Origin of the sequence: Rhizobium sp. ERR 942 (assembly GCF_007828395.1) — a bacterium.
GTDB lineage: Bacteria > Pseudomonadota > Alphaproteobacteria > Rhizobiales > Rhizobiaceae > Rhizobium > Rhizobium dioscoreae.
This window is the reverse complement of the sequence record NZ_VIUA01000006.1, coordinates 362,282-376,293: the sequence shown is the minus strand read 5'-3', so window position 1 is coordinate 376,293 and position 14,012 is coordinate 362,282. Positions and strand designations below refer to the sequence as shown.

The following is a 14,012-nucleotide window of genomic DNA, read 5'->3' as shown; positions in this document are numbered from 1 at the left end:
TCAGCCGCAGCACTTCAAGCTGCTGCAGCCGTCTGCTCGTCCCTCTGCCGTTGGACCTCCCGGCGCTTCGTCGCGATGGAGGCGCAGATAACGCCCACGGCGACCACGCCGATCAGGATGGTGCAGATGGCGTTGATCTCCGGCGTCACGCCAAGCTTCACCTGACTATAGATCAGCATCGGCAGGGTCTTGGCGCCGGCACCCGAAGCGAAAGTGGCAATGACCAGATCGTCGAGCGACAGGGTGAGTGCCAGCACCCAGCCGGAGAAGACCGCCGGTGCGATGATCGGCAGCGTCACCTCGAAGAAGGTGCGCACCGGCGGCGCACCGAGATCCATCGCCGCTTCCTCGATCGAGCGATCGAAGGTCAGCAGGCGCGACTGCACGACAACGGCGACGAAGCACATGGTGAGCGTCGTATGCGCCATGACGATCGTCCAGAAGCCACGATCGACGCCTGAGGTGACGAAGAGCAGCAACAGCGACAAGCCGGTGATGACATCTGGCATGACCAGTGGCGCATAGATCATGCCCGAAAACAGGATGCGGCCGCGGAAGCGCGTATAGCGCACAAGGGTGATAGCCGCCAGCGTACCGAGCACTGTTGCAATCGTCGCCGAAAGCAGCGCGATGCGCACCGTCAGCCAGGCGGCATTCAGCATCGTGTCATTGCTGAAAAGATGCACATACCATTGCGTCGAAAAGCCGCCCCAGACGGTGACGAGGCGCGAGCTGTTGAATGAATAGATGACCAGCAGCAGGATCGGCAGGTAGAGGAAGGCCAAACCGAGCGTGACCGAGACGATGTTGAAGCGGGACCAGCGGATCATAACTTATCTCCCCTTCTCATCGGCCTTGGCCTGGAAATGCTGGAAGAAGACGATGGGCACCACCAGCACCAGAAGCAGGATGGTCGCCACCGCCGAGGCGAGCGGCCAGTCGGTATTGCTGTAGAATTCCGTCCAGAGCACCTTGCCGATCATCAGGGTTTGCGAGCCGCCGAGCAGGTCGGGGATGACGAACTCACCGACAGCTGGGATGAAGACCAGCATGCAGCCGGCGATAACACCAGGAAGCGAGAGCGGAAAGGTGACGCGCCAGAAGGCGCCGATCGGCGTGCAGCCGAGATCCTGCGCCGCCTCGATCAGCGTGCCGTCCATCTTTTCCAGCGCGGAATAGAGCGGCAGCACCATAAACGGCAGGTAGGAATAGACCATGCCGATATAGACGGCGGTATTGGTGTTCAGGATGACGAGCGGCTCATGGATGATGCCGAGCGCCATCAGAAGCTGGTTCAGCAGGCCCGTCGTGCTCAGGATCGACATCCAGGAATAGACGCGGATCAGAAAGCTCGTCCAGAAGGGCAGGATGACCAGCATCAGCAATATCGACCGGATCGTGCGCGGCGCCTGCGCCATGCCGTAGGCGATCGGATAGGCGATGATCAGCGTCAATAGCGTCGAGATGCCGGCGATCTGCAGGCTCTCGATATAGGCGTTCATGTAGAGCGGGTCGCCGGCAAGCCATGTGTAATTGTCGAACGACATGGTCTGCAGCTTGTCCCACCAGTCGCTGAAACTGTCGCTCCAGGCGAAGGACGGGTCGTAGGGCGGCACCGACAAGGCCTTCGTCGACAGCGAGATGCGGAAGACGATGAGGAAGGGCGCGAGAAAGAAGATCAGCAACCAAGCATAGGGAACGATGATCACGAGGCGCTGATAGATTAGGGAACCGAGCGCTTTCATGATCAATCCTTCAGCAAGACGCCGGCATTTTCGTCGAAGGAGACCCAGACGTTCTGGTCGTAGGCGAATGGCTCTTCCACGGCGCGGACAGCGTTCAGCGACGAGGCCTTGACCACCTGCCCGCTCTTCAGCTTGACGTGGAAGACGGTCATGTCGCCGAGATAGGCGATATCCCATATCTCGCCTTCGGCCGCATTGACCGAGGCATTGGCCGGCGGGCGCGGTGTCACTCTGAGCTTCTCCGGACGGATGGCAAGGCTGGCTCGGCTTCCCGCCGAGGGCGTGTCTCCGGAAGCCGTGCGCACCGTGAAGCCCGATTCGACCGCTATCTCGACGATGCCGGATTGTGCCGAGGTGACGTTGCCGTCGAGGATGTTCACATCGCCGATGAAGTCTGCAACGAAGCGGCAATTGGGCGCCTCGTAGATCTCGGCCGGCGTTGCCACCTGCACCACCTTGCCGTGGCTCATGACCGCGATGCGGTCGGCCATGGTCATTGCTTCTTCCTGGTCGTGGGTGACGACGACGAAGGTCAGCCCCAGGCTCTGCTGCAGATCCATGAGTTCGAACTGCGTCTCTTCGCGAAGCTTCTTGTCGAGCGCGCCGAGCGGCTCGTCAAGCAGCAGCACCTTCGGGCGTTTCGCAAGCGAGCGTGCCAAGGCGACACGCTGGCGCTGGCCGCCGGACAACTGGTTGGGCTTGCGCTTGGCGAACTGTTCGAGCTTCACGAGCTTCAACATCTGCCCGACTCGATCGTCGATCTCGGCTTTCGGCATGCCATCCTGGCGCAAGCCAAAGGCTATGTTCTTTTCCACCGACATATGCGGAAACAGCGCGTAGGACTGGAACATCATGTTGACTGGGCGGCGATAGGGCGGCGTACCAGCAAGATCCTGACCATCGAGCACGATCTCCCCCGTCGTCGGCTGTTCGAAGCCCGCGAGCATGCGCAAAAGCGTAGATTTGCCGCAGCCGGATGCGCCGAGAAGGGCGAAGAATTCACGATTGTAGATATTCAGGGAGAGGTTATCGACGGCGGTGAAATCACCGAACTTCTTAGTCACGTTCTTGAAGGAAATGTAAGGCTTGGCCGAAGGATCGATCCAAGGAGCAAAGGAACGCCGGATATTACCGAGTGACTTCATTATCTATCCCCAATTGAACGCCATTGTGGCGCGCGTCGCGCCGGCTCTTCCCCATCCCGGCACGCTCGTGATTCCTGACTTTATCCTCATAAGGAAAGGCCCGGACGTTGCCGTCCGGGCCGCTTCGATTTATTGGCCTGTCGTGACCTTTGTCCACAAGCGTGTCGCCAAGCGCTGCGTTTTAGAGTCCCAAGGGGTCAGCGTGTACAGTTTCTCGCGAACCGCATCCGTGGGATAAACGGCCGGATCATCGAGTACATCCTTGCTCACGAACTGCTGCGACGCCTTGTTGCCGTTGGCATAGGCGGTGAAGTTGCTGGCCTTGGCGATGACATCAGGCTTCATGATGTAGTTGAGGAAGATATGCGCCTCTTCGACATGCGGCGCATCGGCGGGGATCGCCATGACGTCGAACCACATCTGCGCGCCCTTGGTGGGGATCGAATAGGCGATGTTGACGCCGTTCTTCGCTTCGGCGGCACGGTTGCGGGCCTGCAGCACGTCGCCGGAATAACCAAACGCTAGGCAGATATCGCCATTGGCAAGCGCGTTAATGTATTCGGAGGAGTGGAACTTGCGTACGAAGGGACGGATCGCGGTCAGGAGATCCTCGGCCTTCTTGAAGTCCTCTTGCTTTGTCGAATTCGGGTCGAGGCCCAGATAGCGCAGCGCGGCCGGGATGACGTCCGTCGGCGAATCCAGCACGTAAATGCCGCAATCCTTGAACTTTGCGGCGAGCTTCGGATCGAAGATCACGTTGATATCGGGAGCGTCGTCGGTGCCGAGGATCTGCTTCACCTTGTCGACGTTGTAGCCGACACCGCTCGTGCCCCACATATAGTCGATGGCGTATTGGTTACCAGGATCATAGGTGGCGATGCGCTGCTGCACCGTATCCCACATGTTGGAGATATTTGGCAGCTTGGACTTGTCGAGCTTCTGGAAGACGCCGGCCTTGATCTGGCGCTGCAGGAAATAGGCGGTCGGGACGACGATGTCGTAGCCGGTCTTGCCGGCCAGCAGCTTGGTTTCCAGCGTCTCGTTCTGGTCGAAGGTATCGTAGACGACCTTGATGCCGGTTTCCTTAGTGAAATCCTCCAGGATCGAATTGTCGATATAATCCGACCAGTTGTAGATATTGACGACCTTGTCTTCTGCCTGAGCGACCGTTGCCAGCGAAACGACGGCAAACGCCGTTGCTGCAAGCCGTGCGAACATGGACTTCATAGTCTCTCCTGTTTTGTTCAAGGGCATCCAGGCGATACCCAACCCTCTGTTTTTCCCGCTAGACTAGAAAGGAAATCGGAAGGCGACAAGGGAAAAAGCAAGCCGGCATAAGCTTTAGCCGTTTTCCCCGAAAACGACCGATCTCCAAGCAAAATTGCCCGCCAAGAGACAATGCCGTTCGCACGCAATTGTGAATGCAGGGCTTGCTTCGCACGTGAATGCGGAAGCAGGCTTTGCTAACATCGAGACGTTCTCGTCCACAAACATTCTCACGCCTGTTTCGCCATCCTGCCCAGCGGGCAAACTCAAACCCATCAGCGGGGACCTATCATGCAGTATCAAAAATTCGGCAATACCGGTCTCAGCGTCTCGCGCCTGTGTCTCGGCACGATGACCTTCGGCCTGCAGATCGAGCAGGAAGAGATCGCCCATGCCATTCTCGACAAGGCGGCCGATGCCGGAGTCAATTTCATCGACACCGCCGATGTCTACCCGCTCGGCGGCGGCGAGCAGCTTGCCGGCCGCACCGAGGAGATTGTCGGCCGCTGGCTGAAGGGCAAGCGCGACCGCTTCATCGTCGCGACGAAGGCTGTCGGAAAGGTCGGCCCGTCTCCTTGGGATCAGGGCGCGTCGCGCAAGCATCTTCTCGACGCCATCGACGCTTCGCTGCGGCGCCTGGGCACCGATTATGTCGACCTTTACCAGCTGCATTCGGACGATCGCGAGACGCCGATCGACGAGACGCTGGAGGCGCTCGATACCATCGTGCGCTCCGGCAAGGCCCGCTATGTCGGCGTGTCGAACTTCCTCGCCTACCGGCTGGCACTTGCGCTCGGCCGCGCCGATTTCCTGCGCACCGCGCGCTTCGTGTCGGTGCAGCCGCGCTACAATCTCTTGTTCCGCCAGATCGAGCGCGAGCTTCTGCCGCTTGCCGAAGAACAGCACCTCGCCGTCATTCCCTACAACCCGATCGCCGGCGGCCTCCTTACCGGTAAGCACAAGCACGATGTCGCACCGACAGAAGGGCGTTTCAGCGCGCAGCTGCGCAGCGCCGGCAGCAATTATCTGCAGCGCTATTGGCATGAACGCGAATTTGCCACGATCGAGAAGTTGCGCGGCATAGCCGAAGAGGCCGGGCAATCGCTGACCAAGCTTGCCGTCGCCTGGGTTGCGGCCAACCCGGTCATCACCTCAGCCATTATCGGCGCCAGCCGCCCCGAACAGCTCACGGACACGCTGGCCGCCATCGACCTGAAGCTCGATCCGGAACTGAAGGCGAAGCTTGACGAGGCCACGGTCGAATATCGCTGGGGCGACGCGGCTCGGTGAAGAAGCACGAACGGCGGCCAATTGCCGCCGGTTTCTTTACAGATAGGTCGGACGCTTGCCGGCAAAGAGCTCAGCGTGGCTTTTCAACAGCTTGGTCATGCGGTCGACCACGGTGCGGATCTCCCGGCGATGACGGTCGGCATTGTTCATGACGATCCACTGCCGGTGGCGCAACTCCGGAATTTCCTCGCCGACCCGCTCCAGCCGCGGCTCCTGGTCGCCGACGAAGCAGGGCAGAACGGCAATGCCGGAGCCGGCAAGCACCAGATCGCGTAGCGAACGCGGGCGGCTGACCGTGAAAACGATTTCCTCGCGCTTGTTCTGGTGCGGCCAGCGCAGATAGGCCGAGATCGCCTCCTCCTCCGCTACCGCGATCCAGCGCTGCGGGCCGGAAAAGCGCATATTGCGGGCCTGATAGGCGGCATAGGCGACATCGCCGGTCTTGATGGCGGCGAGATTGGTCTCCTCCGGCTCGAAGGCGCGGATGCCGATATCGCTTTCGCGATGGGCGAGGCTGGCGCGGCGTTCGCCGAGATGAAGGTCGATGCCGAACCCGTCACGCTCAGAGCAGATAGTCGGCATGTTCTGGCTGAGCAGCCAGCCGACCCAGGTGCCGGCAGCGATACGCACGATCGATGCACCCTGAGCATCGCGCTGCCAGCTATCGACCTTGCGGGCGGCGGCTTCCATCTCCAGCAGTTGGTCGAACAGGGCCTGGCCATTGCCGGTCAGCGTATAGCCCGCCTGGCTGCGCTCGAACAGCGGGCGACCGATCTGTCCCTCCAGCTCCAGCATGCGCCGGCCGATCGTCGCCGGGCTCAAGCCGCTGGAAGCAACCGCGCCGGTCAGGCCGCCACCACGGGCGACATCCAGAAAAAGCTGATAGGAATCCCATGTCGTGTTTTTCATAATTGAAAAACATAAGATGATCATGGCTGTTTATAAAGCAAATTCGTATGTGTAGTTGAAGGGATGCCTCACGGAAGGAGACATCTCATGATGGACAGCATGGCCCTGGCGAAAGCCATAGAAATACAGAGCCTGGCGCGCGAAGAGCAATGGCGCTGCGACGAAGATTTATTCTACCTCGACTACGGGCTCGAGCCGCCGCGGCTCTTCATATGGATTGAGCGGATATTTGTCGCTTTGAGCACCCGGCTCCAGGCAATGAAAAAGGCGGACCGGCCGGAAATGGGCCGATCCGCCTGCGATAGCAACACCCGCTGCGGTCAGGCCGCCTGCTCACGCATGTAGTTCGCGCTATAGCCGGTCTCGATCTTGAACTGCAGGATAAGGTGCAGCAGGGCATCGGCCTCGGTGGCGAGCTCGCGGCTCGCCGCCGTGGTTTCTTCTACCATGCCGGCATTCTGCTGGGTCATCTGATCCATGTGATTGACCGAGGAGTTGACCTCCTGCAGCGCGCTTGCCTGATCGTGGCTGGCGCGGGCGATCATCTCCACGTGGTGGCTGATCGTCACGATCTGGCTGCTGATCTGCGCGAGCACCGAACCGGCCTCCTGCACGTACTGCGAACCGGAATTGACCTCCTCGGTCGACTTGTTGATGAGCCCCTTGATCTCCTTGGCGGCAGCAGCCGAGCGCTGTGCCAGCTCGCGCACCTCCATGGCGACGACCGCGAAGCCCTTGCCCGCATCGCCTGCGCGGGCGGCTTCGATACCGGCATTGAGCGCAAGAAGGTTGGTCTGGAAAGCGATCTCGTCGATGACGCCGATGATCTGCTCGATCCGGCGCGAGGCCTCCTCGATACGCGACATGGCATCGATGGCGTTGCCGACGACGACAGAGCTGTCATCGGCACTGCGCTTGGCTTCGCGCACGATTGCATCCGCGTCCTTCGCGCGCTCGGCAGATGAACGGACCGTCGTGGTGATCTGGTCGACGGCAGCGGCGGTCTGCTCCAGCGATGAGGCCTGCTGCTCGGTGCGCTTGGAGAGATCCTCGGCGGAAGCCGCCATCTGAGCGCCGTTGCTCTGGATCATCTCGACATTGCTGCGGACCTGGCTCAGCGTCTGTTGCAGGCGGGACAGCGAACTGTTGAAGTCCTGGCGCAGCTGCTCGAGGCGGCCGATGAAAGGCGTGTCGATCGTCGCCGAGATATCGCCCTGGGCAAGGCGCTCGAGACCGGCGGCAAGCTCGCTGACGGCATAGTCGATCTGACGGTCGAGCTCGCGCTTTTCGGCATCGTTGCGCTGGCGTTCGTGCTCTGCGGCAGCACGCTCCTCGTCGCTCTGCTCCTCGATGCGGATCTTCGAAATGGCGTTTTCCTTGAAGATGCCGAGGGCTCTGGCCATGTCGCCGATCTCGTCGCGACGCTGCTCGCCGGAGATCGAAGTCTCCAGCATGCCATCGGCGATGCGGCGCATGGCGGCGGTGATCTGCCCGATCGGACGCTGCAGGGTCAGGACGAGCGCGATGCCACCAGCAACCGAGAGGATGATGCCAAGTGCAGTTGCCAGGATGGATATGGAATTTGCCTGGTTGCGCTCGCTGCCGGCGCTCTGCTTCTGCGTCTCGGCGAAAGCGGTCAGCTGGCCCCAGACCTGATCGAGCTGCTGGCGGGCACTGGCATATTCGCCGATCCGCTGATTGATGGTATCGACCAGCTTGCCGCCGGCCTCATCCATGGACTTGATGGCCGGACGAATGGCCGAGTCGATGTCGCCGGCGAAATCCATGCTCTTCGCGCTCTGGTTCAGCGTATCGATATCGCCACCGAGCTTGGAGACTTCCTGGCGCAGGCGGACGAGATTGTCCTTGTTCGTATTGGCGTTGAAATCGGCCAGCACGAGCTGCAGCGAATAGATCGAGTCTTCAAGGCGGCGCGTGTCCTGCAGGACCGAATTGGTCTGTGCGACTCGGGCATCGAGGGAGACGAAGGTCGTGGTCGCCTGGCGCATCATCTGCGTCGCCGTCAGCTGCGTATAGGTCGAGGTCTGGCGGAAGCGCGAAAGCAGCCGGCTGATATTGGTGATCGTATCGTCGGTCGGAATATCCGTGCTTTCGGTGAAGGCAGCAAGATCCTTGATGGTACCCACGAGCGACTGGACAACGCTCTTCTGGTTCTGCGGCAAGGCAAGGTCGATGGAGCGCTGCGCCTTGTTCAGGTCCGGCAGCCGGTCCTTCAGTACCTTGACCTTGTCGGCCGGTGTCGCGGCCTTGTTGAAGTCTTCGGCAACAGAGGCCAGCATATCGCCGCCCTTCAGCAGGCGGTCGGCGGAGCGCAGCGTGGAGGTCGCGTCCGCCTGGTCCTGGCGCATCCGGTCTTCCAGCTGCTGGCTGTTGAAATTGACGTTGAAGCGGGCACTGATCAAGGCGCGCTGGGCGTCGTCGATCCTCTTGCGCAGCGAGAGTTCCTGTTCGTGCAGAGACCACAGCCTGCCGACGAGGTTGGACATGTCGGCGGTCTTTGCCATCGCGTCGGTCAGATTGTCGCGACCATCCGCATCCGCACTGAGCTGGCCGAGAGTCGCATTCAGCACGCCCTGCTGCGACTTGATGTCCTCATAGAGCTTGTCGCGCTGCTGTGTGTTCGTGATGCGCAGGAAGTCATCCATGGAACCATAGAGGTTCTTGAACCCGGTCAGGGACTGCAGGACGCTGTTGGAGATCTCCATGCGGCCCTGAAGCAGGCCCGACGCATAAAGCCCGGTAAGGCCCACGGCGGAAATGCTGATGACGAACGGCAGGACGAATATCAGAACTTTCGTCTTGATGTTGAAACGCGACAATATCTTGTCAATGAACATTTTGGCCCAGACCTCTCACACACCGCTCCCCCGTCGACGCCGCCTCGGCGCTGACCGGATGTATAATCATCATTCTTGAAATATCAGCAGGCGGGGTTCCCGAGTATAAGTCGGGAAGCAATCATTGCTTCGGCTCCAGCTTGCAGTAGAGCGCCCCAAGAAATCGACAGGGATTGTCGGCGTGATTAATTAATTTTCAGATAAGGATGTAGTGTGACCCGCAGCATACAATCGAACGCTGAAAAGCGGAGGGAGAGATCTATCTCTGTGCGCGAGCCGAGGCTGCCGTTCGACGACGGCCAAGAGCAATGTGGCGGCTGAAGTCAGAAGCCGCGTACGGTAAGGTAGGCGATGCAAGCGGCTGTAACGCCGGTCGCCAACATCAACAGTCTTGCCGCCAAAAGCTTGGCACTGTCACGGGTCTGAGCGATTGCAATGGCGCGAGCGCGACGATGTGTTCTGTTCATGAGTATATTCCCATTTTCGCACTGACACGATAACCGGCAAATAGTGCTTTCGGCAACTGCCAATGTATTCACTAATAATGTAGGAAAGGAAAACGCGAGAAACAGAGGCGGGTTCCATTTTCTCAAGGCGCCGACAAGGCCTTGAAACGGCAGCTCAAGCCGCTTCGCCGGCCACATGTCCGGAGGCCCACGCCCATTGGAAATTATAGCCGCCGAGCCAGCCGGTCACGTCGACACATTCGCCGATGAAGAACAGGCCGGGAATGGTCTTTGCCTGCATCGTCCGCGAATCGAGGCAAGCCGTGTCGATGCCGCCGAGCGTCACTTCGGCGGTGCGATAGCCTTCCGATCCGGAAGGTTTGACCGGCCAGGACTGGATAGAAGCCGCAAGCTGCTGCAGGCGTTTGTCCGATAGATCGGCCATGTTGCCGGAGATGCCTTCGCTCTCGACAATGTGCTGAGCCAACCGTTTCGGCAGGATTTCCGCAAGCGCCGTCTGGGCCGATTGCCGGCCATTGACCTGCTTGGCTTTCTTTAGCAGTGCGAAAATGTCGATATCGGGCTCGATCGCGACGGTGATGTCCTCGCCTTCCCGCCAATAGGAGGAAATCTGCAGAATGGCGGGGCCGCTGAGGCCGCGATGGGTAAAGAGCAGGGCCTCGCGGAATGCCGTCTTGCCGTGGCGGATCTCGGCGGGGGCAGCAATGCCCGACAACGGAGCCAGACGCTGAAGCAATTGCGGATCGAGCGTCAGCGGCACAAGGCCCGGCCGCGTTTCGACGACAGGCAAGCCGAATTGCTCGGCAATGCGATAGGCAAAACCTGTCGCGCCCATCTTCGGGATCGACTTGCCGCCGGTAGCGACGACCAGTGAGGATGCTTCGAAGGCGCCTTCGGATGTGCTGACACGGTAGCCGCCTGCCTTCTGCTCAATGCCGCTGATCTCCGTTCGCAGTCGCAGTTGCACGCCGGCCGCACGCATCTCGTCCGTCAGCATGCGGATGATATCGTTGGCGCTATCATCGCAGAAGAGCTGGCCGAGCGTCTTTTCATGCCAGCCGATGCCATGGCGCTCGACCATGGCCAGAAAATCGGCAGGCGTGAAACGCGCCAGCGCCGATTTGGCGAAATGCGGATTGGCGGACAGGAAGTTCTTCGGACCGGCATGGATATTGGTGAAATTGCAGCGGCCGCCGCCGGAAATGCGGATCTTTTCGCCGGGTGCGGCGGCATGATCGAGCACGAGAACGGACCGGCCGCGCTGGCCGGCGCGGATGGCGCACATCATGCCGGCCGCGCCTGCGCCAAGGACGATCACATCATATCTGCCGGTCACGCTTCAGCCCTTTATTCTTCGCCGCGCTCTCTCGTCATTTTTCCATCATACGGCGAAAGTCCGAGCGGTTTTCCCCCTCGCCAATTGGCAAACTGCAGTTATGATGCACTCACCGATCAACCCAAATACGGTGTTTTATGCCCGCGAGAAAGACCCCGCTGAAAGCTTCCATACCCGTCTCGAAAGCCCCTACAGTCCCTCCTTCTCTGAGATCGGCGCGCGGCGTGGCAAACTGGAAGGAAGCGGCTCAATGGCTGCGGGCACGCGGGATCGAGGACATAGAATGCATCACGCCGGACCTTGCCGGCGTGCCGCGCGGCAAGATGATGCCGACATCGAAATTCACCTCCAACACATCGCTGGCACTGCCCTCGGCGATCTATCGACACACGATCTCCGGCGAATATCCGGAAGAGACCGAAAGCTTCCGCTACGAGCCGCGCGACAACGACCTGAAGCTGGTCCCCGACCTGTCGACGCTGTCGGTCGTGCCCTGGGAAACGGATCCGACCGCGCAGGTCATCTGCGATATCGTCAATTCCGAGGGACAGGAAGTCTCCTATACGCCGCGCAACGTGCTGAAGCGCATCATGGGGCTCTATCGTGATCGCGGCTGGAAGCCGGTGGTGGCGCCGGAAATCGAATTCTATCTCGTCGCCAAGAATGACGATCCGGATTATCCGCTGCACCCGCCGAAGGGTCGTTCCGGCCGCTCGATCCTCGGCGGCCAAGGCTATTCGATCGCCGGCATCAACGAGTTCGACGAGCTCATCGACGACATCTATCACTTCTCCGAGAAGCAGGGCCTTGAGATCGATACGCTGATCCATGAAGAAGGGCCGGCGCAGCTGGAAATCAACCTGCGCCATGGCGACCCGATCGAGCTTGCCGACCAGGTGTTCATGTTCAAGCGTACGATCCGCGAGGCGGCGCTGAAGCACGGCATCTACGCGACCTTCATGGCCAAACCGATGCAGAGCCAACCCGGCTCGGCGATGCACATCCATCAGTCTGTCGTGAACATCGAGACGGGCAAGAACGTCTTCACCAATCCGGATGGCAGTCCCTCGCCCGAATTCTTCCATTTCATCGGCGGCATGCAGCGCTTCGTGCCGAATGCGCTCGCCATGCTGGCGCCCTATGTGAACTCCTATCGCCGGCTGGCGCCGAACATGTCCTGCCCGGTCAACAATGCCTGGGGCTACGACAACCGTACCACGGCTTTCCGCGTGCCAATCTCCGATCCGCAGGCGAGACGTGTGGAAAACCGGCTGCCGAGCTCGGATGCCAATCCCTATCTGGCGCTCGCAGCCTCGCTCGCCTCCGGCCTGCTCGGCATCATGAAAAAGGTGGAGCCGACGGCGCCGACCGAGGATTCTGCCAACGAAGGCTCCATTGACCTGCCGCGCGGTCTCCTCGAAGCCATCGCACTGATGGAAGACGAGCCGGCCTTCGAAGAGGTCTTCGGCCAGGATTTCATCGGTATCTATGCCGGCGTGAAACGCGGCGAGTTCGAGACCTTCATGCAGGTGATCAGCCCGTGGGAGCGGGAATTCCTTCTGCTCAACGTGTGAGGGAGATCGCCCATGACATTGCAGGAAACTTGGCAGAGCCCGATTGCTCCAGGCCTTTCCTTCTACCAGGCGACCGTCGGCCCGCGTCCGATCTATCCGAAGCTCGACGGCTCGCGCCGCGCAGATGTCGCGATCGTCGGCGGTGGCTATACCGGCCTTCAGGCCGCCTACAACCTCGCCAAAGGCGGTGTCGACGTCGTTCTGATCGACGCCAACCGCTTCGGCGACGGTGCGTCCGGGCGTAACGGCGGACAGCTCGGCACCGGCCAGCGCTGGTGGCCGGAAGAGCTCGAAGAGAAAATTGGCTATGAGCGATCGAAGGCCCTCTTCGATCTGGCCGAAGATGCCAAGCGGCATCTTCTCGATTTCGCGTCCGAGCATGGCATCGACATCGATTTCCTGCCCGGCCAGATGAATGTCACGCATAAGCGCAGCTACAAGCGCGACTATATGGATAGTGCGGAGATCGCAGCGACCCGCTATGGCTATCCGCACATGACGTTCATGGATGAGGCCGAAACCCAGGAGCGGCTGGGGTCGAAGTTCTATCTCTATGGCGTCCGGGATACGGGCACGGGTCATATCCACCCGCTGAAGCTTCTCATAGGCCTTGCCCGCGTCGCGGCTGAGGCCGGCGCTTCTCTCTTCGAGATGACCAAGGCAAAGCGCTTTCGTCAAGCGGACGGCAAGACCATTATCGAGACGGATGGCGGCGAGATCACCGCCGACCGGGTGCTGATCGCCTGCAACGGCTATATCGGCAATCTGGAGCCGGTGACGGCAAGTCACGTCATGCCGATCCGCTCCTTCATCGGTGCGACCGAACCGCTCGACCGCTTTCCGCAGGTTCTTCCCGGCAACGAGGCGGTGGCCGATTCGCGATTCGTCGTGCGCTATTTCCGCAAATCGAAGGACGGTCGCCTGCTGTTCGGCGGGCGCGAGGCTTATACATCAGACAATCCGCGCGACATAACGCAGCACATCCGCCGGCAAATCACTGAAATCTATCCAGCTCTCGGCGATATCAGGATCGACTATGCCTGGGGCGGTTCGGTCGGCATCACCATGCCGAGGCAGCCCTTCGTGCGTGAGGTCATGCCTGGTGTCACTTCGATCGGCGGCTATTCCGGCCATGGGGTGATGCTGTCAAATTATTGCGGTAAACTCTATGCGAAAACGGTTCTCGGGAACGCGGATGAACTTCGCCTCTTCAGGGAACTGAACATTCCGCCCTTCCCCGGCGGCGCGCGCATGCGGGCGCCTCTGCTGTTCCTGGCGCTCTCGTGGTTTGCGTTGCGCGACAGGTTTTGAAAACCGGAAGATGATTTCTTCCGCCGGTAATCCGCTCTAAAAACCGAGTCTGAATTTTGCGATGCACACTGGCCTTTTTAAATCGATTAGATTAAAAGGGGCCTCAACCAA

At 60.2% G+C, this 14,012-nt stretch carries 12 protein-coding genes; 4 read left to right on the top strand and 8 right to left on the bottom strand.

What is annotated here, in order from left to right; translation table 11 throughout:
- Nucleotides 1-14: 14 nt before the first annotated feature.
- The 4 genes from FBZ97_RS25130 to FBZ97_RS25115 form a co-directional block, all read right to left on the bottom strand.
- A complete protein-coding gene (locus FBZ97_RS25130; protein ID WP_145322519.1) occupies nucleotides 15-830 on the bottom strand; it encodes an ABC transporter permease subunit in 816 nt (271 codons plus the stop codon).
- Between the two features lie 3 nt (nucleotides 831-833).
- Nucleotides 834-1,745, bottom strand: coding sequence for an ABC transporter permease subunit (locus FBZ97_RS25125; RefSeq protein ID WP_145322517.1), 912 nt, complete (start codon nucleotides 1,743-1,745; stop codon nucleotides 834-836).
- Nucleotides 1,746-1,747: 2 nt separating this feature from the next.
- Nucleotides 1,748-2,890, bottom strand: a complete 1,143-nt coding sequence (locus FBZ97_RS25120) for an ABC transporter ATP-binding protein (RefSeq protein ID WP_113353788.1) — start codon at nucleotides 2,888-2,890, stop codon at nucleotides 1,748-1,750.
- A 129-nt stretch (nucleotides 2,891-3,019) separates the two neighbouring features.
- Nucleotides 3,020-4,108 (bottom strand): polyamine ABC transporter substrate-binding protein, encoded by a 1,089-nt coding sequence (locus FBZ97_RS25115; protein ID WP_246661850.1) that lies wholly within the window; start codon nucleotides 4,106-4,108, stop codon nucleotides 3,020-3,022.
- A gap of 339 nt (nucleotides 4,109-4,447) precedes the next feature.
- On the opposite strand from FBZ97_RS25115, the gene FBZ97_RS25110 reads away from it, so the two are divergent.
- On the top strand, nucleotides 4,448-5,446 hold the full coding sequence (locus FBZ97_RS25110; RefSeq protein ID WP_113353787.1) for an aldo/keto reductase: 999 nt from the start codon (nucleotides 4,448-4,450) through the stop codon (nucleotides 5,444-5,446).
- Nucleotides 5,447-5,482: 36 nt separating this feature from the next.
- Here FBZ97_RS25110 and FBZ97_RS25105 read toward each other — a convergent pair whose 3' ends face one another.
- A complete protein-coding gene (locus FBZ97_RS25105; protein WP_145322513.1) occupies nucleotides 5,483-6,355 on the bottom strand; it encodes a LysR family transcriptional regulator in 873 nt (290 codons plus the stop codon).
- Between the two features lie 87 nt (nucleotides 6,356-6,442).
- On the opposite strand from FBZ97_RS25105, the gene FBZ97_RS25100 reads away from it, so the two are divergent.
- Nucleotides 6,443-6,700 (top strand): hypothetical protein, encoded by a 258-nt coding sequence (locus FBZ97_RS25100; protein WP_145322511.1) that lies wholly within the window; start codon nucleotides 6,443-6,445, stop codon nucleotides 6,698-6,700.
- Here FBZ97_RS25100 and FBZ97_RS25095 read toward each other — a convergent pair.
- From FBZ97_RS25095 to FBZ97_RS25090, 3 genes are all read right to left on the bottom strand, one after another.
- Nucleotides 6,676-9,213, bottom strand: a complete 2,538-nt coding sequence (locus FBZ97_RS25095) for a methyl-accepting chemotaxis protein (protein WP_145322509.1) — start codon at nucleotides 9,211-9,213, stop codon at nucleotides 6,676-6,678. The two genes, FBZ97_RS25100 and FBZ97_RS25095, sit on opposite strands and share 25 nt — an antisense overlap.
- Nucleotides 9,214-9,536: 323 nt before the next feature.
- The gene (locus FBZ97_RS34525; RefSeq protein WP_186449546.1) at nucleotides 9,537-9,680 is read right to left on the bottom strand and encodes a hypothetical protein; all 144 of its coding nucleotides are present in this window, start codon (nucleotides 9,678-9,680) and stop codon (nucleotides 9,537-9,539) included.
- 154 nt (nucleotides 9,681-9,834) lie between these two features.
- The gene (locus FBZ97_RS25090; protein ID WP_145322507.1) at nucleotides 9,835-11,016 is read right to left on the bottom strand and encodes an NAD(P)/FAD-dependent oxidoreductase; all 1,182 of its coding nucleotides are present in this window, start codon (nucleotides 11,014-11,016) and stop codon (nucleotides 9,835-9,837) included.
- Between the two features lie 137 nt (nucleotides 11,017-11,153).
- Here FBZ97_RS25090 and FBZ97_RS25085 point away from each other — a divergent pair, with 137 nt between their 5' ends.
- Both FBZ97_RS25085 and FBZ97_RS25080 read left to right on the top strand, forming a co-directional pair.
- Complete coding sequence (locus FBZ97_RS25085; protein ID WP_113330084.1) at nucleotides 11,154-12,590, top strand: glutamine synthetase family protein; 1,437 nt, start codon at nucleotides 11,154-11,156, stop codon at nucleotides 12,588-12,590.
- Nucleotides 12,591-12,602: 12 nt separating this feature from the next.
- On the top strand, nucleotides 12,603-13,901 hold the full coding sequence (locus FBZ97_RS25080; RefSeq protein WP_145322505.1) for an FAD-binding oxidoreductase: 1,299 nt from the start codon (nucleotides 12,603-12,605) through the stop codon (nucleotides 13,899-13,901).
- The last annotated feature ends 111 nt before the right edge of the window (nucleotides 13,902-14,012 follow it).